This is a genomic window from Kitasatospora sp. GP82 (assembly GCF_029892105.1).
Classification (GTDB): domain Bacteria; phylum Actinomycetota; class Actinomycetes; order Streptomycetales; family Streptomycetaceae; genus Kitasatospora.
The window spans coordinates 1-24,851 of sequence record NZ_JARZAJ010000016.1 but is presented as its reverse complement, the minus strand read 5'-3'; the positions used below and the strand labels follow the sequence as shown (position 1 = coordinate 24,851).

Annotated in this window: 20 protein-coding genes, 1 tRNA gene and 1 pseudogene; 9 read left to right on the top strand and 13 right to left on the bottom strand. The window is 70.7% G+C overall.

Annotated elements, in window-relative coordinates:
- Positions 1-17: 17 nt before the first annotated feature.
- Together P3T39_RS18400 and P3T39_RS18395 are read right to left on the bottom strand one after the other, a co-directional pair.
- Complete coding sequence (locus P3T39_RS18400; RefSeq protein ID WP_280699006.1) at positions 18-329, bottom strand: hypothetical protein; 312 nt, start codon at positions 327-329, stop codon at positions 18-20.
- A 441-nt stretch (positions 330-770) separates the two neighbouring features.
- Entirely contained in the window at positions 771-1,646 is an 876-nt protein-coding gene (locus P3T39_RS18395) for an IS3 family transposase (protein ID WP_280699004.1), read from the bottom strand.
- Positions 1,647-1,952: 306 nt separating this feature from the next.
- Here P3T39_RS18395 and P3T39_RS18390 point away from each other — a divergent pair, with 306 nt between their 5' ends.
- A complete protein-coding gene (locus P3T39_RS18390; protein ID WP_280699002.1) occupies positions 1,953-4,700 on the top strand; it encodes an SdrD B-like domain-containing protein in 2,748 nt (915 codons plus the stop codon).
- Between the two features lie 128 nt (positions 4,701-4,828).
- Entirely contained in the window at positions 4,829-5,641 is an 813-nt protein-coding gene (locus P3T39_RS18385) for a hypothetical protein (RefSeq protein WP_280699000.1), read from the top strand.
- Between the two features lie 18 nt (positions 5,642-5,659).
- On the opposite strand, the gene P3T39_RS18380 is transcribed toward P3T39_RS18385, so the two are convergent.
- On the bottom strand, positions 5,660-6,997 hold the full coding sequence (locus P3T39_RS18380; RefSeq protein ID WP_280698998.1) for a right-handed parallel beta-helix repeat-containing protein: 1,338 nt from the start codon (positions 6,995-6,997) through the stop codon (positions 5,660-5,662).
- A 67-nt stretch (positions 6,998-7,064) separates the two neighbouring features.
- On the opposite strand from P3T39_RS18380, the gene P3T39_RS18375 reads away from it, so the two are divergent.
- A complete protein-coding gene (locus P3T39_RS18375; protein WP_280698996.1) occupies positions 7,065-8,279 on the top strand; it encodes a Dyp-type peroxidase in 1,215 nt (404 codons plus the stop codon).
- A 36-nt stretch (positions 8,280-8,315) separates the two neighbouring features.
- Positions 8,316-8,969 (top strand): hypothetical protein, encoded by a 654-nt coding sequence (locus tag P3T39_RS18370; RefSeq protein ID WP_280698995.1) that lies wholly within the window; start codon positions 8,316-8,318, stop codon positions 8,967-8,969.
- Positions 8,970-8,993: 24 nt separating this feature from the next.
- Here P3T39_RS18370 and P3T39_RS18365 read toward each other — a convergent pair whose 3' ends face one another.
- The 3 genes from P3T39_RS18365 to P3T39_RS18355 form a co-directional block, all read right to left on the bottom strand.
- On the bottom strand, positions 8,994-9,740 hold the full coding sequence (locus tag P3T39_RS18365) for a hypothetical protein (RefSeq protein WP_280698993.1): 747 nt from the start codon (positions 9,738-9,740) through the stop codon (positions 8,994-8,996).
- Positions 9,741-9,803: 63 nt separating this feature from the next.
- Positions 9,804-10,517: a terminase family protein gene (locus P3T39_RS18360; protein WP_280698991.1), complete on the bottom strand. Its 714-nt coding sequence runs from the start codon at positions 10,515-10,517 to the stop codon at positions 9,804-9,806.
- Positions 10,514-10,840, bottom strand: a complete 327-nt coding sequence (locus tag P3T39_RS18355; protein WP_280698989.1) for a hypothetical protein — start codon at positions 10,838-10,840, stop codon at positions 10,514-10,516. Before P3T39_RS18355 ends, P3T39_RS18360 begins: the two co-directional genes overlap by 4 nt.
- 716 nt (positions 10,841-11,556) lie before the next feature.
- On the opposite strand from P3T39_RS18355, the gene P3T39_RS18350 reads away from it, so the two are divergent.
- The gene (locus P3T39_RS18350; RefSeq protein WP_280698987.1) at positions 11,557-12,276 is read left to right on the top strand and encodes a site-specific integrase; all 720 of its coding nucleotides are present in this window, start codon (positions 11,557-11,559) and stop codon (positions 12,274-12,276) included.
- Positions 12,277-12,373: 97 nt separating this feature from the next.
- Here P3T39_RS18350 and P3T39_RS18345 read toward each other — a convergent pair.
- Positions 12,374-12,445, bottom strand: a tRNA-Val gene (locus P3T39_RS18345).
- A 201-nt stretch (positions 12,446-12,646) separates the two neighbouring features.
- Here P3T39_RS18345 and P3T39_RS18340 point away from each other — a divergent pair.
- Positions 12,647-13,900, top strand: coding sequence for a hypothetical protein (locus P3T39_RS18340; RefSeq protein ID WP_280698985.1), 1,254 nt, complete (start codon positions 12,647-12,649; stop codon positions 13,898-13,900).
- Between the two features lie 267 nt (positions 13,901-14,167).
- Entirely contained in the window at positions 14,168-14,392 is a 225-nt protein-coding gene (locus P3T39_RS18335) for a zinc ribbon domain-containing protein (protein WP_280698983.1), read from the top strand.
- A 54-nt stretch (positions 14,393-14,446) separates the two neighbouring features.
- Here P3T39_RS18335 and P3T39_RS18330 read toward each other — a convergent pair whose 3' ends face one another.
- The 3 genes and pseudogenes from P3T39_RS18330 to P3T39_RS18315 form a co-directional block, all read right to left on the bottom strand.
- Positions 14,447-15,298 carry an HAD family hydrolase gene (locus P3T39_RS18330; protein ID WP_280698982.1) on the bottom strand — a complete coding sequence of 284 codons (852 nt, stop codon included), beginning with the start codon at positions 15,296-15,298 and terminating at the stop codon, positions 14,447-14,449.
- Positions 15,298-18,029, bottom strand: a pseudogene (locus tag P3T39_RS37580) (phosphoribosyltransferase domain-containing protein). Before P3T39_RS37580 ends, P3T39_RS18330 begins: the two are co-directional and overlap by 1 nt.
- Before the next feature lie 18 nt (positions 18,030-18,047).
- Positions 18,048-19,220, bottom strand: coding sequence for an HpcH/HpaI aldolase/citrate lyase family protein (locus P3T39_RS18315; RefSeq protein ID WP_280699339.1), 1,173 nt, complete (start codon positions 19,218-19,220; stop codon positions 18,048-18,050).
- Between the two features lie 319 nt (positions 19,221-19,539).
- On the opposite strand from P3T39_RS18315, the gene P3T39_RS18310 reads away from it, so the two are divergent.
- Positions 19,540-20,607 carry a TerD family protein gene (locus P3T39_RS18310; protein ID WP_280698979.1) on the top strand — a complete coding sequence of 356 codons (1,068 nt, stop codon included), beginning with the start codon at positions 19,540-19,542 and terminating at the stop codon, positions 20,605-20,607.
- Positions 20,608-20,616: 9 nt separating this feature from the next.
- Here the strand turns inward: P3T39_RS18310 and P3T39_RS18305 are convergent, their stop codons facing one another.
- Entirely contained in the window at positions 20,617-21,372 is a 756-nt protein-coding gene (locus P3T39_RS18305) for a Tellurium resistance (protein ID WP_280698978.1), read from the bottom strand.
- A 286-nt stretch (positions 21,373-21,658) separates the two neighbouring features.
- Here P3T39_RS18305 and P3T39_RS18300 point away from each other — a divergent pair, with 286 nt between their 5' ends.
- Complete coding sequence (locus tag P3T39_RS18300) at positions 21,659-22,738, top strand: DUF2637 domain-containing protein (RefSeq protein ID WP_280698977.1); 1,080 nt, start codon at positions 21,659-21,661, stop codon at positions 22,736-22,738.
- Positions 22,739-22,834: 96 nt separating this feature from the next.
- On the opposite strand, the gene P3T39_RS18295 is transcribed toward P3T39_RS18300, so the two are convergent.
- Together P3T39_RS18295 and P3T39_RS18290 are read right to left on the bottom strand one after the other, a co-directional pair.
- Entirely contained in the window at positions 22,835-23,914 is a 1,080-nt protein-coding gene (locus P3T39_RS18295; protein ID WP_280698976.1) for a DUF475 domain-containing protein, read from the bottom strand.
- A 39-nt stretch (positions 23,915-23,953) separates the two neighbouring features.
- Entirely contained in the window at positions 23,954-24,529 is a 576-nt protein-coding gene (locus P3T39_RS18290) for a TerD family protein (RefSeq protein WP_280698975.1), read from the bottom strand.
- Positions 24,530-24,851 lie beyond the last annotated feature (322 nt).

Below are 24,851 nucleotides of genomic sequence, written 5' to 3'. Positions count from 1 at the left end.
AGCGCGAGCGAGCGTGCTCAGTCAGGCGCTGGCGCGCGGTCCCGTGGATGGTCCAGGGGCCGGCGCCGGGGATGTCGCTGAGCTCGGCGCGGTGGATGTCGCCGGGGCGGTGCGGCGAGCTCGTTGATCAGGGCGTCGGCCCGCTTGAGCTCACCGCCGAGCTTCCGCACCTTGGCGCCGAGTCCGCCGGCGGTCCGCCGAGCCTGCTCCAGTTCCTCGCGCAGTCCTTGGACGGCGAGGCGGAGCGCGGGGCCTTCGGCGGCGGTGAGGAAGCCGCGGGCGGCATGGTCGACCAGGCGGTCGAGCAGGATGTCCGGGTCGGACGGCACAGTTCTCCTTCAGAATGGGGTCGTTGTGGCGGCCGGTGACGGGCGTCAGAGGGTGTCTTGAGGTTGTGAGGGGCCTCGGCGTGCCAGGCTGGCTGTACGGCTACCACCTGGGGGTGCGGGATGGACGGCGGCGGGCACGACGGCGGGCACCACCACGGGTTCGGTGGTCACCACCACGGGCACCATCACCACAGCGATGACAGCGCCGCAGGGATCTTCAGCAACAGCCATCACCGTGGTGGCCGGTGGCCGAAGGACACGCGCGGATGGGTAGTCGTGGCGGTCTTCGTGCTGGTGCTCTTTGCACTCGTGCTCCTCGTGCCTTAGCCAGCGGACGATCATGTAATCGCCAGGGCGGGCGTCGTAGGCGTAGGTCCGATCGAACCAGTGGTCGCGGGCGGGCGGATCTGAAGTTCCACCCTGCAGTTGGACACTCTCCGTCTACGCCGCGAGGGTGTGACCTTGCTGGTGCCGTTGGCGGATCTCGAGTGGCGTGAGGTAGTCCCACTGGGGGTTCTTGCGCAGGCGCCTGCGGTTGTAGAAGGTCTCGATGAATGCGAAGACCTCCGCGCGGGCGGTGGCGCGGTCCGGCCAGATCCGGGTGCCGATCTCCTCCTTCAACACGGCGAAGAAGCTCTCAGCGGCAGCGTTATCGTAACAGGAGCCGACTCGTCCCATCGACTGCCTCATGTCCAACTTGCTTATCTCGGTTCGGAATTCAGTCGACGTATATTCACTTCCGCGGTCCGAGTGGAAAATGCAGCCGCGCTCCAGGCCGCCGCGGCCGGCGGCCATCCGCAGTGCGGCCACCGGCAGCTCGGCGCGGTGGTGGTCGGCCATCGCGTAGCCGACGACCTCGCGGGTGGCCAGGTCGATCGCGGTGGCCAGGTAGAGCCAGCCCTGCTCGGTCGGCAGGAAGGTCATGTCGCCGACCAGCCGCACTCCGGGGCGGGGCGCGGTGAAGTCGCGACCGATCAGGTCCGGGGCGAAGACCGGCTTGCGGGCCTGGCGGGTCAGCACGCGGCGCCGGCGCCGGGTGACCCCGATGATGCCGCGCTCGCGCATGATCCGCTCCACCTTCTTCCGGTTGACAACCCGGCCCTGGCGTCGCAGTTCCGCATGAACGCGCGGGACGCCGTACGCGCCCTTGGACGCGAGGTGGATCACCGTGATCTCGGCGGCGAGCAGGTCCTCGGCCCGTTCCCGGGCCCGGCGGGCCTGCTCGCCGGCGCGCCAGGCGTAGAACGAGGAGCGGGCGATGCCCAGGGTTCGGCAGATCCGCTTGACGCCCCAGGCGCCGTGGTGGTCCGGGCTCACATGTCCCAGTCTCCAGGTGTCCAACCGCAGGGTGGAACTTCAAGCGTGTCCGCGCTGCTCGTCTGTACAGGCCGGCACTGGGGCTGGACGCGGTGTGCTGATGCGGGTGAGCGGTTGATCGCGGGAACCGGCTGCCCCCGGCGACGGCGTCCTCGTCGAACGTCTGACGTAACGTCAAAATTTCTAATTCTGCCACAACTTGCGTGAATTCCCTTTAAGCTCTTGTTAAGAATGGCGGCTTTCCGCCACTCCACGGACTCCCTCACGAGCTCGGGCCTCAGGCCCTTCTGGAAGATGAGAGCAGGGATGACAGGTACACGTGAACAGGTGAACGACGTCGCACGCGGGCCGGATCGGCGGCGGCCGGGCGTGGTCAGTCGCCGCGGCGTAGCCCGCCTCGTGGCGCTCGCCCTCGGGATCGGTAGCTGCTCGCTGGCGATGCCGGCAGCGTTTCCGCAGACGGGTGACGGGTCGGTGACGGTCCGGGTCGTCCGGGCCGTGGACGCGAGCGGAGTGTGGACGCCCGCGCTGGAGCCGGGTATCGCGGGTGTCAAGGTGACGCTCACGGACGACGCCGGCGTCGGCATCGACGGGGTGACGGCGGCCGATGGCACGGTGACGCTGGCCCCGGCCGCGACCAAGGCGTCTCGCGGCAAGTACCGGGTGCAGGTGGTGAATCCGAAGCCGGGTGTGCTGTTCCCGGCGTTCGCCTCGCGCCAGGGCCTGGACGGCGCGCCGAACCAGCTGAGCAGCAACGAGGAGTTCGTCGACCTCTCCGGCGGCAAGAACGTGGCGTACACCACCGGGCTGTGGAACCCCGGTGACTACTGCCAGAAGAACGCGCCGCTGGTGACGACCTGTCAGCCCACCACGCGCGAGGGCGGGGCCCAGCGCACGCTGGTGTCCTTCCCGTACAGCGCACGCGGCCAGGACGGCCTGGACGTCAACGTCACGAACATCGCCACCAACGCCGAGACCGGCACGCTGTACGGCATCGCGTGGAACAAGGCCGACAAGCGGGTCTTCTCCTCGGCGGTGGCCAAGCGCGGCACCGACTACGGCCCTGGCGGCGCGGGGGCGGTCTACGTCACCGACCTCGCGCAGAAGAAGACGACGCTCTTCACCGCCGTGCCGAACGCGGGCAGCACGGTGCACGGGTCGGGGACGGACGACGCCTTCCTCGACGTGCCCGGCAAGGAGAGCCTCGGTGGCATCAAGGTCACAGACGACGGCAAGGACCTCTTCGTCGTCAACCTGAACGACCGCAAGCTCTACCGCTACGACGCCTCCGTGCCGACGGCCTCGGCGCCGAAGGCCGCCTACGCCATCCCCGACCCGGGCTGCCCGGCGGCCGAGGACTGGCGGCCGTTCGGCCTCGGCCTCCAGGACGGCACCGGCTACCTCGGCGGTGTCTGCTCCGGCCAGTCCACGGGCAAGCCCGCGGACATGCTCGCCGTGGTCCTGCCGTTCGACCTCGCCACCGGCGTGTTCGGCAAAGCCGTGCTGGACCAGCCGCTGGACTACCCGCGCCAGTCCACCGTCGGTAGTGGCCCGTGCGACGGCGCGGGCTGGTTCCCGTGGACGAGCACCTACCCGACCACGCAGAACGGCCGGGTGTGCGGCAACAGCACCATCGCCAATCCGGAACCGGAGTTGGGCGAGGTCGCCTTCGAGACCGACGGCTCGATGCTGCTGGCCTTCCGCGACCGCTTCGCCGACCGCGGGCCGGGCGCCCCCGCGCCGGGCTCGGTCTCCAACGTCATGTCCGGCGGTGACCTGAACAAGGCCTGCCCGTCGAACGGCATGTACGTGATGGACACCAACAACGGCTGCGGGCTGTCCCCCCGGGGCACCCGGTTCTTCGACACCGCCTGGGCCGGGGTGGGTCACCACAACACGGCGTTCGCCGGCATGGCGCTCTCCAAGGTCGAGAACACCATCGCGGTCTCCGCCTTCGACCCCGACCACACCCCCGTCGGCTACGGCACGTCGTTCCTCCAGCGTGTCGACGGCAAGCAGGACCCGATGTTCGGCCTGCGCCTCACCCCGAAGGGCACCAGCGCCCCGTTCGGCAAGGGCGCCTCGATGGGCGACCTGGAGGTGCTCTGCGACCAGGCGCCGCTGCAGATCGGCAATCGGGTCTGGTACGACCCCGAGCGCAAGGGCATCCAGAACCCGGGCCAGCGCCCGGTCGAGGGCGCCACCGTCCACCTGTACGACGAGTCGGGGAAGATCGTCGGCACGACGAAGACGACCGCACGCGGCGAGTACTACTTCGACGACTCCAACGTCACCGGCGGCCTCAAGCCGAAGACCAAGTACACCATCCGCATCGACAACCCGGCCGACTACGCCAAGGGCGGCCCGCTGTACCACTGGGTGCCCACCGATCACGACGTCGGTGACAACCACTTCATCGACTCCAAGGGCATCGTCCCGCCCGACGCCAAGTTCCCCGAGCGGGCGCTGACCACCGGCGGACCGGGCGAAAACAACCACACCTACGACTTCGGGTTCCGCCAGCAGGACGGCGCGCTGCGCCTGGTCAAGCACGACCAGGACGGCAAGCCACTGGCGGGGGCGAAGTTCCAGCTGTGGAAGGAGACGAACGGCACCGACGGCCTGCAGACCGCCGGGACGAAGCCGGACACGGCGATCGGCGGCCCCTGCACGACCGGGGCCGACGGCATCTGCCAGGGCAGTGGCCTGCCGGGGACGTACTACTGGCAGGAGATCAGCCCGCCCGCTGGCTACGCCGTACCGGATGCGACGGTGTTCGGCCCGCTGGAGCTGACCTCCGACAACCTCGACGCCGGGGTCTCGGTGACGGCGGTCAACCGGCTGCTGCCCACGCCCACGCCGACACCGACCGCACCGCCGCCGACGGCGGCACCGCCGACGCCTGCCGCGCCGGGCTCCGCGCCCGGCTCACACCTGGCGTTCACCGGCATGAACCAGCTGGTCCCGATGGCACTGGCCGGTGGTGCCGTGCTCACCGCCCTCGGCGCGGCGCTGCTCGTGCTGATGCGCAGGCGCAGGGCACAGCACCGCTAGCTCCCGAGCGGGGCAGCCGGCACCGGTGACCCCGGGCCGGAACGGGCGGGTTCGCGGACCGGCAGTCCGCGAACCCGCCCGACTGCATGACCGATCGACGAGAGAGACCAACGAGAGAAGGCGACTGCATGGCTACGAAGGCCAGGACCGACGGCCGTACGCCGCGTCGGACCCGCTGGCTCAGAACACTGGTCGCGATCACGGTGGGCGGCACCGCGGTGGGCGGCGTAGCCGCCTACCGGACCCTCTCCGGCCACAGCACCGAGCGGCCGGTGACGATGGACGAGGCATCAAGGCTAGCCCTGTCGCGGCTGAACCTGTACCAGGCCAGCCCCGTGGCGTTGACCCTCACGGCCACCGAGGGCGGCGGCGTGGTGCTGCGGGTCAGCGGAGTCGTGGACTACCGAACCCACCGGGCCGTGGGGAGCTACCAGACCACCGGGCCCGCCAGGTCATCCGCGTTCCCCGCGTGGCAGCTCGACCACGGCCTGGTCGTCTGGGACAGCGACGGCCTCGGCCTGGCTCCCGCGCTGGACAACAGCCCTCCCTGGCAGCAGGCCGAACACATCCCGCGCTCGGGCTGGTCACCGCGCTCCTACACGACCGATCCCCTGGATGCCGGGCTCCAGTTGCTGATCGAGCTCGGCGCGGACCGGCCCGACAACCCAATGCTGCTCGCCCAGTCAGGAGCCCGCTGGCTGGGCCGCGACCGGATCGACGGCCGCGACTACGACCGGATAGCCGGACCGCGCGCCGAGGGCACCACGCCCGGTACGGGACCCGATGGCGGGCGGTCGCCCCTGACGTACTGGCTCGACAGCAACGGCGGCCTGCTCCGGGTGACGATGCGGATGCCGGGCCTGGGGACCCCCACCACCCTGGAGTTCTCCGGACACGACGGCGGCGCCAAGCTCCCCGAGGCGCCATGGGCCACGGACTGACCGCCGCACGGCATGTCTTCAGTGCGGCTGTGGCACAGCACCGGCGTCCGTCGGGAGCGGGTACGCGTCCGGGTCGACGGCCCCCGGCAGGCCGGTTGCCGCGCTGGCCGGGACCGCCGGGTCCGGCATGGACGGCTGGGTGGACGGAGCTGGCACCTGGCTGAAGGGAACGCCGGGCGGAGCCTGCACCAGCGCCGGCTGGCCCGGCGGCAGTGCGCTCCGGCCGCCGGCCCCGCAGCCCGCGAGGCCCTCCAGACCGTCCGGGCTCTGGGTTGCGGGCTGGTTGCCGCTGAAGCAGTTGCTGGGATCGGCCGCGGCTAGTACCAGGTCGGCGCCGTTGCCAGTGACCCGGTTGCCCTCGACGCGGTTGCCGCTCGCCGGGTGCCCTGGCGGATCCGTGACGATCACTCCGGCCGCCTTGTTGCCCTGGACCAGGTTGCGCTGGACGCGGTTCCCGGTGCCGCCGCCGATGCCGATCCCGATCCCGAAGCCCCCGTCAGCCTGCTCGGGCGTGTCGGCGGCGTTGTTGTCGGCGACCACGTTGCCCGCGATCACCGCGCCGTGCTGCGGCGCGAGCGCCTCCTGGTCGTTGGAGTTGACCGTGACGCCGACCCGGTTGCCGGCGACCCGGTTGCCCAGCACCAACAGGCCCTCGGAGGCGTTGGTCAGTTCGATGCCGACTGCGTTGTGCTCCATGGTGTTCCCGCGCACGACGGTGTCGCAAGGCCGGCACTGGCCGACGTAGATGCCCGAATCGGCCTGCCCGGAGGTGTAGGAGTCCTCGATCACACCGCCACGCGCATCGAACGCGTAGATGCCGTACAGGCCGTTGTCGTAGGCCGTCACCCGGGTCGCACGGAAGCCCTGGACGGCCGGGAAACGGGCGGTATCCAGCGGGTTGTACGCGGAGCCGCCGGCGCCGTGCTGCTGCAGCCGCTCGTCGGTGACGCCGGTGAACAGCACGCCGTTGGCCAGGTAACCGTGCACGGTGAGGTTCTCCACCACCGAACCGGCACCGGTCACGGTGATGCCGTTGACCAGGCGCACACCGCCGTCGAAGACCACCGCGTTGCGGTCCGTTCCGCGCACCACCACACGGGGTTTGGCGACGTACACGCTCTCGCGGTAGACACCCGGGCCGATCAGCACCGTCTCGCCCTCGCGGGCGACGTCCAGCGCCTTCTGCACCGTGGGGAAGTCCTCCGGCACGCGCAGCACGCTCCCAGCCGGATGCCGCGCGTCAGCGGACTTCGAAGCGGCCGAGGAGCACCCGGCGACCGCCATCGCGACCGAGACGACCAGCACCGACAAGCGCCGCAGCGCCGCGGCCCGGAACACCGCCGGTGGAGCTGCCAACCGGGCCAATGGATCGTCAGGAAGCATGATTTGCATGGCAAGTGTTCTATCGTCTCCAATAGCGTCCATGTCTACCGAACCGGGAAATACGCAGCAGCCGGCGGGACTCGCCGCAACCGGGTTCGGGCGGCGCAGGGCACTGCTCGCGGCCGGGGCGGTGCTCGCCGCCGGGATCGGCGCGGCAGCCGACGAACTGACGAACGGCGACCGGGCGTCCAGCCGGAGCACCGCCTCCAACGCCCTGCCGCCCGCGCCCGCGATCCCCTTCCACGGCGCCCGGCAGGCAGGCGCGATGTTCTCCCAGCAACCCGCCACGCAGCTGATCTCCTTCGACCTCCCGCAAACCTCCGCCGCCACCGACCGGGAGACGCTGCGCAAGGTCCTCGGCGCCCTGACCCGCGTCCTGTCCACCGCAGCCTCCGAGACGCCGCCCGACCCGCGTCTACAGGGCGCCGGCACCACCCGGCTCACCTCCCTGGTCGGCGTCGGCCCCGCACTCGCAGCCCGGCTCGGCCTCAACGTTCCCGCCGAACTGGCCGATCTGCCGCCCTTCCACGGCGACCGCCTCGACCCGGCACGCAGCAACGGGGACCTGCTCATCCAGCTGTGCGCCTCCGACCGCTGGACTGCTACCGTCGTCGCCGAGCTCGCCGGCACGGCCGCCCACGCCGCCGGCGCCGTCCCCCGCTGGACCCAGTCCGGCCTCCTGCCCCACACGGCCCCGGACACCACCCCGCGCAACCTGTTCGGCTTCAAGGACGGCACCGCTAACCCCGACGATGCGGCCGCCGAACAGTGGGTCTGGGGCCCACCGGGCCCCCACCACAACGGAACCGTCCTGGTCTACCGCAGGATCCGGATGGACGTCGCCGGCTTCGCGGCTCTCCCCAAGGAGCGGCAGAACCTGGTGATCGGCCGCCAAGCCGACAACGGCGTTCCGCTCACCGGCACCGCCGAGCACGACGACCCGGACATCTACGCCAAGAATCCGGACGGCTCCTACGTCATCCCCGCCACGGCCCACGTCCGCCTCACCAGCCCCCGCCTCGATGGCGGCGCGCGCATGCTCCGCCGCAGCTACAGCTACGACGACGGACCAGACGACCGCGGCCTGTTGTTCTGCGCCTTCATGCGCGATCCCGCCGCCTTCACCCGCGTCCAGAACCGTCTGGCCACCCGCGACGCGCTGACCCCCTTCCTGGAGCACCGGGCCTCAGCCGTGGTCTACGTACTGCCCGGCGCCACCCAGGGCGGCACCCTCGGTGAGAAACTCTGGGAATGAAGCCGCCGGCTGCGGCGGGAGTACCGCGGGACGGCGGTGCGGACCGACATCGCCCGCCTCGACATGGCGGTGCAGCAGTGCGGCCAGGGTGGGTGCAGACGGCAAGCCGGAGTTCGCCATGCCGCAGGGCGATGCGGACGGCGCCGGATGGGACACGGCCAAGGGCACAGCGTCACCACCGGGCTCCTGGCAACGAGAACCACGATCCGGCTGACCATCCGGCTGGAGCGCGGGGTGGTCCCCTGGGCGTTGCACAAATATGAGACCGGGGCCAGCGACGGGATCTCGGCACCGCTTGAGCAAGCTGGAGCCTCGGACCCGGCTACCTGGTACATCGTGGCCCGAGCGATACCCAAAGCCGAGTGGCTGGAGGCTGTGGAACTCTCAACCGGCCGGGTGCTCTGGCAGGCCGAACACCTTGAGAGGCCGCTCCTCCCGGCATGCGACCCGATCGGTCCGGTAAACCTGGAGCAGCTTGAAGAGGATCTCCAACACGGTTACCGCGCATACGCCGTGGCCAACAATGACCCGCAAGCACTGATGCGCCAAGCTTGCGTGGTGCCCTCGCAGGTCAACGCTGCGCGTGAACTCCTGCGAGATAGAAGCTCGCTGGGCCAGCTCTGGAGCAGCGCCGCGATTCGCGCCCTGTGCGAGCAAGCGGAGTCTCTCCCTGACTGTCCGAAACGCTGAAGTGCCTTGCTCGGTTGATCGCGCTCATCGCCGCCCCGACAGCCGCTGGTCGTCGCCCCTGCGTGGTACCGGCATGGTCGGGTCGAGGAACAGGTCCCACAGCGCCCAGACCATCGAGTCGAGCTGGTCTGGCGAGTCCTCGGTCTCCCCTTGGCCGACGAAGGTGGTCATCTGCTCTTCGAGTTCGGCGAACAGCTGGGCGGGGCCGACGTGGTGGACGCGGGACTGCTCGTACAGCTGCGCCACCGGAGCAGCTCGGGCTCGCTTGCCTCGGGTGGCGTGAACGATCCGCCAGCTGACCCGCGGGTCGACTTCCTGGAGGAGGGCGGGCAGGTAGTCGCCGCCGTTGTTGGCCTCGATCACGACGCAGTCGGCCTGGTACTCGTGGTACAGCTCGGCGGCGCGGCGCATCGCGGCGGTCGGCGTGAACCGGTCCTGCTCGGCGTGCAGGACGTACCCGCGGGGCCGGTTATCCCCGTAGGCGGTGGTGAGCGGCCAGCCCCGGCCGGCCACGGTGAACGCCGTGTGGTCGGCGTTCTCGTGGCTCTTGGTGGCCGGGTCCACGGCGACGACGACCCGTTCCATGTCGGGCAGGTTCTCCCGGTGCTGGCGGAAGCCTTCGACCTCCAGCATCCAGCCCTGCCACAGCGCGCCCTCGACGTCTTCGAGCAGCTCGCCGGACAGCTCCTGGCGGCCGAGCCGCGTGCCGGCGTACTGCTCGTCCAGTTCCGCTCGGGCAGCCGGGGACAGGTTGGCGTCGTTGTCGCGCATGTGCCCTCGGGTTAGCACGACGCGCGGCTTGTCTCCGCCTTCCGTTTGGCGCTGCTCCTGGCGTCAGCCGCGCTCGACCAGTCGCTTGATGTGCGGCAGCGGCTTGGGCGTGGTGGAGATCAGCATCTGTGGGGTGTCGGCCTCGCGCAGGCAGAACCACAGCATGTCGTAGACGTCCTGCGCGGTGTTCCGGGACCAGGCGGCGTACTCGTCGCACCACGCCTTGTCGAACGCCCAGCCGCGCAGGTTGTCGGGGGTCTCCGCGCCGAAGCCCCTGATGATCGTGCCGTTGCGCAGCCGGATGCTGGTCTCGCCGAGGCTGGAGTTGTACCGGGCGATGTCCTCGGGCGGGATGACCGCGAGCAGCCCGGACTTCGGGGAGTCGAAGCAGATGTCCCGGACCAGGGTGGCGTTCTTGGCGACGACGGCGATCTGCAGGCCGGGTGCCTTGGCCCACTCCCTGACGGTCTCCGCTGCGGTCCTCGTCTTGCCCCAGCCTCGGCCGGTGAGCGGCATCCACACCGTCCACGCCCACGATGGGGTTCGCTGGGCGGCGCGGGCGTGGTTGTGCAGCCAGCCAGTGTGCGGCAGGCCGTCGCAGTCGGGGCGATCGCACGCCCACCGGCGCCGGGATATCTCGTCGGCTCGTACGAGCGCGGCGACCTCGGCCTGCAGCTGCTGAAAGCTCATCACCGATGGGCTGGTGAACGCCTCGATGCCGCGCCGACGAGACCAGCCTGCCCGTCCACTGCTGGGCTTGCCGGGGCGGGCGCTCACGAGGCGGTCTCCTCTGCTGCGATTCGGCGTTCGAGTTCTCGGCGCAGCTGCTCCATGCGGGCGCGACGCTCCTCGTCGGTGAGCTCGGCGATGTCGATGGCCTCGGGGTCCTGGTCGCCAGGGGTCCAGATGGGTTCGTCGCCGACGGCTCGGCGCTCGATGTCGGTGGCCACCTGGAAGCAGCGCAGGAGGTCACCGGGCGACAGCTCGCGGGGGTCGAGTGTCTGGAGGCGGGCGACGGCCTTGGAGAGGAAGGCTTGGGCGAGGCGGGCGTGCCGGCGGGCCAGGTCCCGGCGGGCCTGGCGCTGCTCGGCGAGGAACACGCGGTCCTGCTCGCGGTCCCAGGCGGTGGCACGGGTGAAGTTCCACCCTGCGGTTGGACACTGTCCGTCTACGCCGCCAAGGCGTGACCTTGCTGGTGTCGCTGTCGGATCTCGAGTGGCGTGAGGTAGCCCCACTCGGGGTGCCTGCGTAGGCGCCTGCGGTTGTAGAAGGTCTCGATGAACGCGAAGACCTCCGCGCGGGCGCTGGCACGGTCAGGCCAGATCCGGGTGTCCAACCTCGAGGGGAAACTTCAAGCGTGTCTTCATCCCCACGCTGGGGCATCTCAAGCTCATCGACCTCCGGGCTCGGCATATCCAGGAGATGTTCGCCAAGATCTGGGAGAACAACGAACTCCACGCGCAGAACCGGGTGTTGGCGGCACAGGCGTACGCCGCCGAACGCGTCGCCCACAAGGCGTGGAAGGAAGCCGACCGCAGCCGCAAGGACCCTGCACTGCGCGCCGCCTGGAACGCAGCCAAGGCAGCCCTGCGCGAAGCTCGCGCGATGCCCCGGAACATCACCGGCCCCGGCACCCAGTTGAAGTTCAGGAACACCCTCAGCGGAGCTCTTGAGGACGCCGTCACCGAAAAGATCATCTCGGAGAACTGGACCAAGCAGGTCACCCTTCCCAAATACACGCCGCCGAAGCCGCTCGTCTGGACGCCAGCCCGGGTGAAGGCGTACCGCGAGACCCGGTGTGAAGCCGGGCAAGGTGATGGTGTGGACTCCCGAGCAAACCGGGAGGTTCCTGGACTGTGTGGCCAAGCACCGGCTCTACCCGATGTTCCACCTGATGGTCTTCCGCGGCCTTCGGCGTGGCGAAGCCGCCGGCCTGCCGTGGGCCGAAACGGATCTGGAATTGGGGGTCGCGCACATCTCCGAGCAGCTGGTCACCTCCGACTACGAGGTCTGGGAGGACACGCCCAAGAGCGACAGCGGCGCCCGCACCATCGTGCTGGACTCGGAGACGAAGAAGCTCCTGGAGCTGTGGCAAGCCCGTCAGCAGGTGGAGCGCGGGGAATGGGAGAAGGAGCAGGCCCACGCCTGGACCAACAGCGGCCTCGTCTTCACCTGGGAGAACGGGACCTCCTACCACCCCAACTACCTCTCGCAGGTCTTCAGCCGCCTCCTGGACAAGCACGGGCTTCTCCCTGTCCGCCTGCATGATCTGCGGCACTGCGCCGCGACGCTCTCCCTGGCCGCCGGCATCCACATGAAGGCGATCCAGGTCATGCTCGGGCACTCCTCCTACGGGCTGACCGCCGACACCTACACCTCGGTTCTCCCGCAGTTCGAGCAGGCTCAGGCCGAAGCTCCCCTGCTGCTCGTTCCGCGTGCCACCGCAGTGGCACGCGAGCTTGCCCCCGAGACCTCCGATCAGGGCATGGCGGAGTCGGGTGTCCCCGGCCGTGTCCCCGGAGAATCGGCAACCTGACGCAGCGTCCCCAAAATGTCCCCAACAGACGAGAAGGGGCCCTCCAGTGGATCACTGGAGGGCCCCTTCTTCATGCTCTGATGCTGGTCAGAGGGGGTGGGCGCAGACGGTTTCGAACCGCCGACATCTGCTTTGTAAGAGCAGCGCTCTACCACTGAGCTATGCGCCCCCATCGTGGCGCCTGCCGGGAGGCCCGGTGGCGTACGACGAGGGACAACACTACCTGGTCCTGGGGGTGGTTCGCCGCATGCTTCCGGTGGGTGGGTGAATGGGTGGGATCGGGCGGGGATCGGGAGGGGTGCCGGGGAGGAGTGGTGATCCGTAAGAATGGGTGGGATCGGGCGTTCGGTGCTGAGCAGGGAGCGGTGGCGTGAGGGTGGCCGGCGGTGGCGGCGGGCGGGGCGGCTGGTGGCGGCGGAGCGAGAACCTGCGCGAGGAGGCCAAGGCTGCCCGCGACGCAGCTCAGCAGGCGTTCTACGAGTTGGACTCGGCCCAGCGTGAGGCCGAGCTGGCAGTCGAGACCGTGCGGGCGGCGGAGGACGGCCCGGCCGCGCGGCAGGCACTCGCCGACTACCAGCAGATCTCCGCCCGGGTCGACGAGGCGAGCGTCGGATATCTGGCCGCGCTGGACGCGCACGATCTGGACGCCGAGGAGCTGGACGCCGGCACCGCAGCGCGGGCCCGGCAGGAGCTGGAGCAGGCGCAGCGCCGCCTGACGGCCGAGCAGACCGAGCTGGGCCGGTTCCTCGAACGACTGCAGCCGCTGCTCCAGCACGCCGAATCGCAGCTGATCCGCGTCACCCCGGCCGTCGAGAAGGCGAAGCGGGCGCTGCTGGGGGCGACCACCGCGCTGGAGGCCGTACGGGCGGCCGGGCTGCGGGCGGACGATCTGGCGGCGCACCTCGCCGAGCTGGCTCCGGAGCTGACCCGGCTCAACGAGGGTGCGGCGCGGCACGGTGTGGCGGCGACGCTGCGGCGGGCGGAGGACGTGGCGCAGCGCGCGGACGTGATCCGGACCTCGGCGGAGCAGCGACCGGAGAAGGCACGGGAGATCGACCGGCGGGTGGCCAGTCTGCGCACCAGGATCGAGGCGCTGGAGACCAGGGCGGGTACGGTCGAGCCGGTGCTGAGCGAGTTGCGGCGACGGTTCAGCACGGCGTGCTGGCAGGACCTTCAGCGGGTTCCGGCCCAGACCGCCGAGGCGGTCCGGACGGCGCAGCAGAAGCTGAACGAGGCCGCCCGGGCCCGGGACGAGCAGCGCTGGGCGGATGCCACTGGCGCCATCGGCACGGTGCGGGCCCTGCTGGAGACGGCGGACGGTTCGGTGGCGGTGGTGCACGAGCGGCTGCGGCAGCTGAACGAGGTGGCGGTCAATCCGCAGCAGGAGATCGAACGGACCCGCTTCGCGCTCCGCGACGCCCAGCGGCTGGCGATGGCCGGACGCAAGGCGCCGGATCCCCGGCACGCCGGGCCGCTGGACGCGGCGGTCACGCGGCTGGACGGTGCAGTCGAGAGGCTGGAGGCGTCCGGGCGGCACCCCGACTACTGGCTCTTCCTCACCGAGATGGCGGGGGTGCGGGAGACTGCCGCGCAGGTGGTGGCGATGATCCGGGGCAGCCACTGACCCAGGGCCCGGCCGTGAACGGCCGACGCGGCACCCGCCCGGACGGACGGACATGGGACGGACGCTGCGGGCGTGGGACAGACGCGCGGGTACGGAAGCAGGTACAGGTACAGGTACAGGTACAGGTACAGGTACAGGTACAGGTACAGGTACAGGTACAGGTACAGGTACAGGTACAGGTACAGGGAGCGTGCGGGCACGGCAGACGTCCGGCGCGGTGGCGGACTTGCCTTCAACCTGAACGGTGGGCTGGGTACGCTGCGGGGTATGCCACGCTACGACTTCCGCTGCCGCTCCTGTGGAGCCACCTTCGAGCTCCGCCGTGCCATGGCGCAGGCCAACGACCCTGCTACGTGCCCGGACGGGCACACCGACACCGTCAAGCTGCTCTCCACCGTTGCGATGACGGGCGGTTCGGCCGCCGCCGTAGCCCCCAGGCCGTCCGCCGGGGGCGGAGGCGGTGGCTGCTGCGGCGGTGGCTGCTGCGGCTGACGCCCTCAGCACCACAGCACCACAGCGTCCCGCACCCCGCACCACGGGCGAGGCTCAGGCCCTGCCGGACACTCCCGCCCGCACGTGGTGAAGGAACTGACGGACGATCTCCTCCCCCGCCGCCACCCCGGCCTGGGTGAGTGCGGTGACACCGGGGGCCGTCCAGCCGGTGTCCGCGAGCTCGCCGTGGCCGGGGCGCCAGGCGTGGTCGGCGGCGAGCAGCAGGTCGAGGTCCAGCAGCGAGTCGCCGGCGGCGAGGACCGTCGTGGCGCCCGTCCGCCGCTCGACCTCGGCGAGGGCGGCGCTCTTGGTGAGCGGGGCGGGGACGGCGTACACCTTGCGGCCCTGGAGGGAGACCGTCCAGCCGAGTTCGGCGCACCAGCCGGTGAGCTCCGCCAGCCAGCCGTCCGGCAGTTGGGCCCGTTCGATCACCAGGTATGCGAACAGGCCGTCGGCGGTGCGGCGCTTGTGGGTCCATTCGGGGTCGGCGGCAATCGCGAGGTGCTCCACGATCTCGTCGAGCGGTGCGCTGCCGGAGGCGAGTCGGGCGTGCACCTCGGCCTGCCAGTCGGGATCGGGTACGCCGTCCACCAGCAACTGCCCGCCGTTGGCGCAGATTGCGTACGAGGGGATCCAACCGGGCGTCGGGCCTGGCAGGTTGATCCGCTCGTACTGGGCCCTGGTGCGGGTCGTCGCCGGTACGAAGCGAGCCGACCCGGCCAGTTCGGCGAGGAGTCGGGCGGCCTGCTCGGTCATGAAGGAGAGCACGTGGCCGTCGTACACCTCGACCGAGAGCAGTCGGGGCGCCAGGTGGTCGGGGACATCCAGGGCGAGCGCCCGATTGGAGTAGATCAGGGTGCGGTCGAGGTCGCTGGCGACGAGGAATTGACTGTTCATCAGTTTCATCACGCGCGCTCCGCATCGACCGACGCGCAGCCGGCCTTGACCGCCGTGCCGTCGGCGCCGGTTGCGCCGCGGCTGTATCGGGGGTGGATCAGGCCGACGCAGCTGTAGGGCAGTTCGTCCACCTCCTCGACGGGAACGCCGCGCTGGTCCGCGAGCAACCGTACGTGGTCGAGGTCGGCCCCGGCGCCGCGCCGCGCGAGGACCCGCCAGGGGACGCGCCGCAGCATGACCCGGGTGGTCTCGCCGACGCCGGGCTTGACCAGGTTGACGTTGTCGATGCCGTACTCGGTGCTGATCCGCTCCACGGCGGCCCAGCCGGCCCAGTCCGGTGTGCGGTCGGTGGCCGAGAGCCCCGCCGCCGCAGCCTCGGCCTCGGCCCGGACGGCGGTGAAGTGCCCGGCCACGGTGGCCAGGAAGGCATTGGAGACGTCGGCACCGGCCAGCTCCCGGTAGAACTTCGCACCGTGGAACTCGTCCGGGCCGATCAGGTCGGCGCGCAGTACGGTGCGCGAAACCAGGCCGGAGACCGTGGAGTTGAGGCAGGCGGAGGGGATCAGGTAGTCCTCCCGGGTGCCGTAGGTGCCGACGCAGCGCCCCGGGTCGGCGAGTACGGCGAGCTCCGGGTCGAACGGCGTACCCGCCAGCGCGTCGGCGAGTTCACGGGTGATGGCGCCCTTGCCGGTCCAGCCGTCCACGAAGACGACCGCCGCCGGGTCGTGGTGGGCGGCGAGGTGGCGCAGGGCGACCTGGTCGATGCCCCGGCCGCGCACGATGGAGAGCGTGTAGTGCCTGGTGTCCAGGCCATGGGCGAAGGCGAGCCAGCGGCGGATCAGGATGCCGACGGGCGTCCCGGCCCGCGCGAGCGAGGCGAGGACCAGGTCCCGGCCTCGCTCGCGCACCAGGGTCTCGGCGACCGTGCCGACGGCCAGCGCGACCCGCCCGGCGGACACCGCCAGCGCCTGCCGGAACAGCTCCTGGTACTCGGGGCTCGGCTGGTACTCGACCGGCAGTGACTCCGCGTAGTGCGCGCCGCCCGACTGGACGGCCTCCTCCCGCTCCTCGATGGGTGCCTCCAGCTCGACGTCGGAGAGGTCCTTGAGCAGCCAGGTGACCTCCTCGGCCGGGTACGAGGAGAACCCGGGGCCGGAGAGCGGACGGGCGGCGGATGGGGCGCTGGCAGTAGACATGGCGGCCTTCGAACGGGGTGTACGGCTGATCGTCGGACGGTGGGACGTCATCGCGGTGTCCGGGGGCGGTACGAGGGGAGAACGACGAGCACCACCTGGTCGGTGACCCGGCGCAGTTGCTGGATCAGGGCCCGTTCGCCCTCGTGCAGGGCCGGGGTGTCGGCCGGTCCGTCCACCACCAGGACGATGGCGTCGAAGCGGCGGTCCGGGTCGGCACCGGGGGCGACGTTGTAGGCGAAGCGCTCGGCGGAACCGTCCGCCGGGGCGTCGTGGGCCGGGAAGGCGAGCCGGGTGCGGATCGGGTAGCCGGGATCGTCCACGGCCAGGACCGGCGAGCGGGTGGTCGTGGAGAAGCGTACGCGAGGCTCGGCCGCGCCGACCGTCTCCCGCCCCGGCTCCCGCTCCAGCAGCTCGGCCAGCGCGCCCGCCAGCCGCAGCGGGACGTACATCAGCTCCTCGAAGCCGAGCACCAGAACCCGGTTGCGCCCGCTCACCACGGGTGCCAGGTCGGCGGCCAGTTCGGGCAGCAGCGCTTCCAGCACCTGCCGGTGCGCTCGGGTGAAGCCGTGGCGACCACCGTCCGGAAGGTCCTCGGGCCAGTCCGGCTCGACCCGCACGACCGGCGCAGAACCGGGCAACGCCGGACCGGACGGCGGAGAACCCGGCAGCGCAGAACCGGACAACGCCGGACCGGACGGCGGAGAACCCGGCAGCGCAGAACCGGACAGCACAGAACCGGAGTTCGGCACCCCCGAGTCCGACAACACGGAGTCCGACAGCAGGGGGCTCGGCTCGGCGGCCGCGATCAGGGCCTGGGCCCGGGGCAGCAGGTCGGCGGGCAGCTCGACGCCACCGACCGCGGTGGCCACCAGGTCCACCCGGGCGCCGAGTTCGGCTGCTGCCTCGGCCAGCCGGTCCCGGTCTGCGTCGGTCCGCAGATCGACCAGGGCGACCACCACGTACCGCGAACGCGGGTGGTCGGCGTGCAGGGCACGGATGGTGTTGAGCACGGTGGTGCCGGTGGAGAACTCGTCGTCCACCAGCACCAGCGGGCCGTCACCGGCCAGGAAGGCTGGGTGCTCGGGGAGCAGCAGGTGCGAGGTGGCGTGGGAGTGCTCCTCCTCGAATCCGCCGACCGGGGTCACTCCCGCGACCGGGCGGCGGGTGGAGTGCAGGTAGGGCGCGTCGAGCCCGTCGGCGACACTGTGCCCGAGGGCGGTGGCGGTCTCGGCGTAGCCGAGCACGACCGCCCGGCCGGCATCGTCCTGACCGAGCAACTCCCGTACCCGTTGCCCGAGTTCGACGCCGACCCGGTGAACCACCGCCGGGCGCTGCGGTATGTGCTTGCCGAGCACCTGGGAGACCAGCAGGTGGGCACGCTTGGGGTTGTTCGCCCGCAGTGCGAGCCCGATCAGCTCGGGGAGCGCCGGCGAGCCGGTGAGTCCGAGGCCGAGCCGGTCGGTGACCCACTGGCCGGTCCAGGGGGCGGGTGCGACATGCGGTACTGCGGTCAAGACTCCTACTTTCGATGGTGCGTCGAGCATTGAGGCGGCGACTCCGGCTCAGCCGCAGAGCGAGGCGCCCAGCAGCTCGGCGAAGCTGACGTCGTCCCGGGCCACGCCGAAGACCTCGGCGCGCAGCAGGATCCGCTCCGCCCAGGCGCGGTGCGGCTTGGCCTCGTTCATCTTGTTGGTGTACGCCGAGCGGGAGACTCCGCCGCCTCCCCGGTGGCGGTCGAGGATGTCGAGGGCGTCGGAGTACTCCTCGTGCGTGACCACCGAGAGCGCGTGGACGGCGGGGACATGGCTGGGGTGGATGCAGGTCTTGCCCAACAGGCCGTTGGCGCGGTCGAGTTCGATCTCGCGGATCAGCCCGTCCAGGTCGTGTTCGATGATCCGCCGACGGACGCCGACAGCCGGTGGGTCCGCCGCCAGGAAGGGGGTGCGGCGCAGCTGCGGCTTGAACATCCGCTCCTGGACGGGGAAGTACTCCCAGACCGGCCCGGTCACGGTGAATCCGGTACCGTCGGCCCTGCCGAGGACGTTGACCACGTCGGCGATCACGCCCGCCACCAGCGCCACGTCGTAGGCGGTCAGGTCGGGCGAGCGGCGCAGCCCGTAGGCGGAGCACAGGTCGGTGACCCCTAGCCGGACGGCCAGGATCCTTTCCCGGTGTTTGTCCAACAGGGCTGCGATGTCGAAGAGTTGGCCACGCCTGGTCTCCAGGTGGGCCAGTTCGGGGGACTCCAGGACCGGCATCGCGAACAGTCGCCGTCCGGAGTGCTCCTCCGCCTCGTCGAGCGCTTCCAGGAAGGCGCCGCCGCACTCCTCGGTGAACTTGGGCAGCACATAGCCGGCGAGCAGTCCGGCCGCCGGGCCGAGTCTTCGGGTGAGGTCGGTGATCTGCCCGGGGGTGCGAACGCGCACGAAGAGCAGCGGGAGGTCCGACGGTCCGCTCGCCCACAGATCGGTGAGCTGCCGTACGAGGTTGGCCTCGGCGCCCGCCACCTCGTGGTCGGCTATCGCATCTTCCAGGCAGAGCACCATCGAGACCACCCCGCCGGCCGCCTGCTTGCGGATGTCGGCCGCCAGCGTGGGCCTGGTGGCCGGGCTGTACAGGGTCGCGCCCAGCGCGGTGGCGAGCACGGACGCGTCGCTGTGCAGGTCGAAAGCGACCGGCTGCTCCAGAAAGAGCCGACTGCGTACGTCGTCAGCGAGGTGGCCGAAATGGCGCAAAGTGCTCTCCATCGGTTGGTAAAGCGGCGACGGCGCCGAGGGCGGTAGTGGTACTGGCATCTAATAGACGGTCCACCCGTCCGGAAAGTTCGCGACTGCGGGTCGGCGATCGCAGATCGGCCGGAGCCCGGACAGCGGCCCATCGTATGGACGGATTCGGCCAGATCCGGCTGGGAAACCTCGAGTTCTCGGGACCTTACCGTGATCGTCACACGACCCGGCCCTCGCCCGGGCTGCCCCGCTCGGGGAACCCGGCGATCCGGCGGCGCGCCGCAGCCGCGTTGTCCGAAGCGGCGGCGAAGCGGCAGGATGGTGCGCTATGACGCACGTGATGGCCAAGGGCGCCAACATCTCGCTGACGGCCGCCGCCGTGCGCGCCGTGCTGCGCTGGAGCGCGGCTCCGGGGACTCCCGACGTGGACGCCTCCGCACTGCTGCTCGGCTCCGCCGGCAAAGTCCGTTCGGATGTCGACTTCGTCTTCTACAACCAGCCGCTCCACCCCTCGGGGACGGTGCGGCACCAGCCCAAGCAACAGACACCGGACGGCGGGGAGGTCTGGGACACCGTCGAGGTCGATCTCGCCCAGCTGCCGCCCGAGGTGGACCGGGTGGTACTGGCCGGATCGGCCGAGGGCGGCTCCTTCCCGGCCGTACGCGACCTGCGCGTGGTGCTGTACGAGGCCGGGACCGGGGCCGGCGACGCGGTGCCGCCGATCGCGGAGTTCACCGTCACCGACACCGGGGACGTCACCGCACTGATCGCCGCCGAGCTGTACCGCCGGAACGGCGCCTGGAAGTTCCGCGCGATCGGCCAGGGCTATGCGACCGGCCTCGGCGCACTGGCCACCGAGTACGGCGTCACCGTGGAGGACGACGACGCCGCACAGCCCGATCAGCAGCACACCGCACCAGCCGCACCCGAGGCTTCCCCGGCCACCACCCGGCCCGACCCGCGCGACGAACCGGGCACCTACACGCTGGCCCCCGCCACCCCCCTCCCGCAGGCCGCGCCCCCGGTGCCGCCCACCGCGCCCCCGATGCCGCCCCTGCCGCCTCAGCAGTCACCCCAGCAGCAGGCACCGCAGCAGCAGCCGGGCTACGGCTACCCGCCGCCACCGCCGCACGCCCCCCAGCCCACATACGGCTATCAGCAGCAGCCCTACGCCGCCCCTACGGCCACCGGTTACAGCTACCCGCCCCAGGCGCAACCGCAGCCCGGGTACGGCTACCCCCCGCAACCCCAGCCCCAGCCGCCCCACCCGAACGCGTACGGCCACCCGCAGGCCCCCACCCAGCCGCCTCAGCAGGTTCCGTACCAGCCGCAACCACCCGCCCCGCCCCAGTCGTTCGCGCTGCCGCCCCAGGGGCCGCAGTTCCAGCCCCGCTGATCCGATCCGCTACTCCGCCCCGCCGGAGCCCGGCGCGCTCGGCGTCTTGTAGCCGCGCTGCCACTGCATCCCGAAGCCGTACAGCCGGTCCAGGTCCGACTGGAAGCCGTGCACATAGCGCACTTCCCGACGGACCGTCAGCTGTCCGTCCCCGGCGTTCTCGATCAGCACCACCGCACACGAACGGGCCTGCGGCGCCCGCTCGTCGAGGCTGATCTCGATCCGCGGCCCACTCTGCGGCACGATGGTGAGCGTCGCATGCGTACGGTCGAAGGCGGGCGTGTCGTCGTAGATGTAGACGAAGATCAGCAACCGCCGGAACTGGTCCTTCTTCTCCAGGTTGACGTACATCGTCTCGCCGGACGGCGCCCCGTAGACGTCGTCACCGCTCAGCTTGATGTACGGCGGGTGCTGGAGATCGCCGAAGTACTTGCCGAGCGGCTGGACCACGCCCCGGGTGCCATCGGTGAGTTCGTACATGCAGGCGAGGTCCAGGTCCACGTTGACCTGCTGGCCCTGGTTGCTGGTGGGCTCCATCGGGCGCAGGATGCGGGGGTCGAAGAGCCTGCGCAGCGCGCCCCTCGCGCTGGCGGCACGGTCGGCGGACCTGGCCGTCCAGTGCAGGTTGACGTAGAGGTACCCGGTGGTGGCGGCGGAGCCGGTGATCGCGTGCTGCGGCTGGGACTTGGTCAGCGTGACCTTGTTCTGAACACCGGAGTCGAAGGCCCCGCGCTCCCCGCGCAGAAACTCCCAGACCGAGACCATCGCGTCCTCCCCCACACCCCGGCAAAGCCCGGACTCAGCTGAACGATCCGCCACGCACGGGCCCCATCGTGCCCGAAGCGGACCCCGCCGTGCCATACACCCCTACCCCGCCGCGTCATCCCGGAGTCACAGTCAGAAGTACGGCGTGTCACGACATCGGACGGGAAGTCATCTCCCGTACCATGCGCACTCCCAGGACGCGATATCGTCTCTCCGCACAGGTGTACCTTCCCTGTCCCTTCCCCACCGCTGTACCGAACTGCGGAAAGCCGAGGCCCACGCCGCGATGAACCTCTCCTCCATACAGTTAGCCTGGTCCGTGATCGGCGGCGCAGCCCTGCTGTTCACCGCCGTCCTGGTGGGCGTCCTGCGCTTCAGGGGCACCAAGTCCGGCGGGAACAACGACTCCTGGGAGCGCAGCGAGGAGCGCCGCCGCCGCAAGGAGGCGGTGTACGGGATCGCCTCGTACGTGCTGCTGTTCTGCTGTGCGGGTGTCGCGGCCGCGCTCTCCTTCCACGGCCTGGTCGGCTTCGGTCAGCAGAACCTCGGGCTCTCCGGCGGCTGGGAGTACCTCGTCCCGTTCGGTCTGGACGGTGCGGCCATGTTCTGTTCGGTGCTGGCGGTGCGCGAGGCCAGCCACGGTGACGCGGCGCTCGGTTCGCGGCTGCTGGTCTGGCTGTTCGCCATCGCCTCGGCCTGGTTCAACTGGGTGCACGCCCCGCGCGGCAGCGCACACGACGGCGCTCCGCAGTTCTTCGCCGGTATGTCGATCTCGGCAGCCGTACTCTTCGACCGCGCGCTCAAGCAGACCCGCCGGGCCGCGCTGCGCGAGCAGGGTCTCATTCCGCGCCCGCTGCCGCAGATCCGCATCGTCCGCTGGCTGCGCGCACCGCGCGAGACCTATGCGGCCTGGTCGTTGATGCTGCTGGAGAACGTCCGCAGCCTGGACGAGGCGGTCGAGGAGGTCCGCGAGGAGCGGCAGGCCAGGCTGGACGCCAAGTCGCGTGCCCGCAGCGCCGATCGCCGTGAGCGGGCCGAGCTCAAGGCCATTGCCCGCCAGGGCAGCCTGCTCGGTCGCCCCCGGGGCGGCCGCCAGGTGCCCGCCATCGCCGCCGCCGGTGCCGGAGACGGCCAGTCCGCTACGGAGCCTGCGCCAGCGGGGGACCCGTTCGCCAGGGCCGCCGCCCACTCCTCGCCCGAGCCCGCCGCGCTGGGCGCGGCCCGCCGCCCGCGCGCGGCCGTCGAGAGCGCCTCGGGCTTCGCAGCCTCCACCGTCGACCTGACGGCGGAGGACGACACCCTGGCCATGCCGAAGCTGGACTCGCTGGAGCGCAAGCTGCGCGCCATCGAGAAGCAGCTCGGCTGATCCGGCCCACAGCCGGACACTGTGCTCCGAACTGCACGACGGCCCCCGCGCCCGAGGCGCGGGGGCCGTTCGCACATCGCCCGGGTCGGCAGTCCGTCAGGCGGAACTGCCCTCCAGAGCCTGCTCACGCCGGTTGCGGACCATCGAGGAGGCGAGCGCTGCGCCGATGAAGGCAACGCCGATCAGGCCGGTGACGATCTCCGGGATGTGGTACCGGATCGAGGCCAGCAGGATCAGCGCCAGCGCACCGATCGCGTAGTGCGCGCCGTGCTCCAGGTAGACGTAGTCGTCCAGGGTGCCCTTGCGGACCAGGTAGACCGTCAGCGAGCGGATGTACATCGCGCCGATGCCCAGACCCAGGGTGATCTGGAAGATGTCCTGGGAGATGGCGAAGGCGCCGACCACACCGTCGAAGGAGAACGAGGCGTCCAGCACCTCCAGGTAGAGGAAGAGGAAGAACGCGGCCTTGCCGCCGACCTGGACGATCGACTTGCCGCTGCGCTGGGCGCTCTCCTCGGCCTCCTCCTGCTCCTCGAGCCCGGACTCGAAGACCCCGGAGAGCCCGTTGACGGCCAGGTAGGTGGCGAGGCCCAGCAGACCGGCCAGCAGCACCGTCTCGGCGCGGTCACCGGCGAAGAAGTTGGCAGCCAGGGCAAGCGCGACCAGGGCTATCACCGAGGAGAGCGCGTCCAGCTTGCCGATCTTCTCCAGCGGCTTCTCGATCCAGTGCAGCCAGTTGAACTCCTTCTCCTCCAGGATGAAGCCGAGGAAGATCATCAACAGGAAGATGCCGCCGAAGGCCGCGATGGCCGGGTTGGCCAACTCCAGGAACTGACCGTAGGTGTGGCCGTCGTAGGTCTTGCCGGAGTCCAGCGCCAGCTCGACGACGGTGGCGGGGTTGAGATGCGCGGTCAACGCAACCACCGCCAGCGGGAAGACCAGTCGCATACCGAAGACGGCGATCAGCACGCCGACGGTGAGGAAGATCTTCTGCCAGAAGGGGTTCATCCGCTTCAGGACGGTGGCGTTGACGACCGCGTTGTCGAAGGACAGCGAGATCTCCAGGATCGAGAGGATCAGCACGACGCCGAACCCCTCGGCTCCCCAGATCAGGCCGGCAGCGATCAGACCGGCGATCGTGATGGCGAATGACCATCCGAATGTGCGGAGGAACACGAGGTCAGTTACCTTTCAAATGCATGTACGTAGCGGGTTTTACTCTACGTTTACGCCGAAATCGAGAGCAATGCCGCGCAGGCCGGAGGCATAGCCCTGGCCCACGGCGCGGAACTTCCACTCGCCCTGGTAGCGGTAGAGCTCGCCGAAGATCATGGCCGTCTCCGTGGAGGCGTCCTCGGTCAGGTCGTAACGGGCGATCTCCTGGCCGTCCGTCACGTTGACGACCCGGATGTACGCGTTGGAGACCTGGCCGAAGTTCTGCAACCGGGCTTCGGCGTCGTAGATCGAGACCGGGAAGACGACCTTGTCCACCTGCGGCGGTACGAGGTCGAGGTTGACCACGACCACCTCGTCGTCGCCCTCGCCCTCACCGGTCAGGTTGTCGCCCTGGTGCTCGACCGAGCCCTCGGGGCTCCGGAGGTTGTTGTAGAACACGAAGTACTCGTCGCCCATCACCCGGCCGTTGGCGCAGAGCAGGGCGCTCGCGTCCAGGTCGAAGGGCGCGCCGGTGGTCGAGCGGGCATCCCAGCCCAGGCCGACCTGCACCTGCGTCAGATTCGGCGCGGCCTTGGTCAGCGAGACGTTGCCACCCTTGGCGAGCGTGACGCTCATGGCTGTTCTTCCTCCCTCGTCCCCGTCCCCGGGGCTCCGTCCGGCGCGCTGTACGTCTTTCGCACAGCGCAAAGGGCCGCAGCAGGGCGCCTCTCAGGTGTACGCCCTCGCAGCCCTCAGCGGGTGCCTCCAACCCGCTGAACTTGCTGAACTCCGAGCCCGGCGCCCGAGCGGGGCACCGGACCGGGGAACAGCAGAGGCCGGGGGGGGGGGGGGGGGCCCCCCCCCCCCCCCCCCCCCCCCCCGCGGGCCCCCCCCCCCCGGGCCCCCCCCCCCCCCCCCCCCGCCCGGGGGAAGGGCCCCCCCCCGGGGGGGGACCAGG

Excerpts from the sequence above, each read along its gene's own strand:
- P3T39_RS18390 (WP_280699002.1), top strand. The coding sequence starts at position 1,953 with ATGACAGGTACACGTGAACAGGTGAACGACGTCGCACGCGGGCCGGAT.
- P3T39_RS18385 (WP_280699000.1), top strand. The coding sequence starts at position 4,829 with ATGGCTACGAAGGCCAGGACCGACGGCCGTACGCCGCGTCGGACCCGC.
- P3T39_RS18375 (WP_280698996.1), top strand. The coding sequence starts at position 7,065 with ATGTCTACCGAACCGGGAAATACGCAGCAGCCGGCGGGACTCGCCGCA.
- P3T39_RS18365 (WP_280698993.1), bottom strand. The coding sequence starts at position 9,740 with ATGCGCGACAACGACGCCAACCTGTCCCCGGCTGCCCGAGCGGAACTG.
- P3T39_RS18350 (WP_280698987.1), top strand. The coding sequence starts at position 11,557 with ATGGTGTGGACTCCCGAGCAAACCGGGAGGTTCCTGGACTGTGTGGCC.
- P3T39_RS18335 (WP_280698983.1), top strand. The coding sequence starts at position 14,168 with ATGCCACGCTACGACTTCCGCTGCCGCTCCTGTGGAGCCACCTTCGAG.
- P3T39_RS18330 (WP_280698982.1), bottom strand. The coding sequence starts at position 15,298 with ATGAAACTGATGAACAGTCAATTCCTCGTCGCCAGCGACCTCGACCGC.
- P3T39_RS18310 (WP_280698979.1), top strand. The coding sequence starts at position 19,540 with ATGACGCACGTGATGGCCAAGGGCGCCAACATCTCGCTGACGGCCGCC.
- P3T39_RS18305 (WP_280698978.1), bottom strand. The coding sequence starts at position 21,372 with ATGGTCTCGGTCTGGGAGTTTCTGCGCGGGGAGCGCGGGGCCTTCGAC.
- P3T39_RS18300 (WP_280698977.1), top strand. The coding sequence starts at position 21,659 with ATGAACCTCTCCTCCATACAGTTAGCCTGGTCCGTGATCGGCGGCGCA.
- P3T39_RS18290 (WP_280698975.1), bottom strand. The coding sequence starts at position 24,529 with ATGAGCGTCACGCTCGCCAAGGGTGGCAACGTCTCGCTGACCAAGGCC.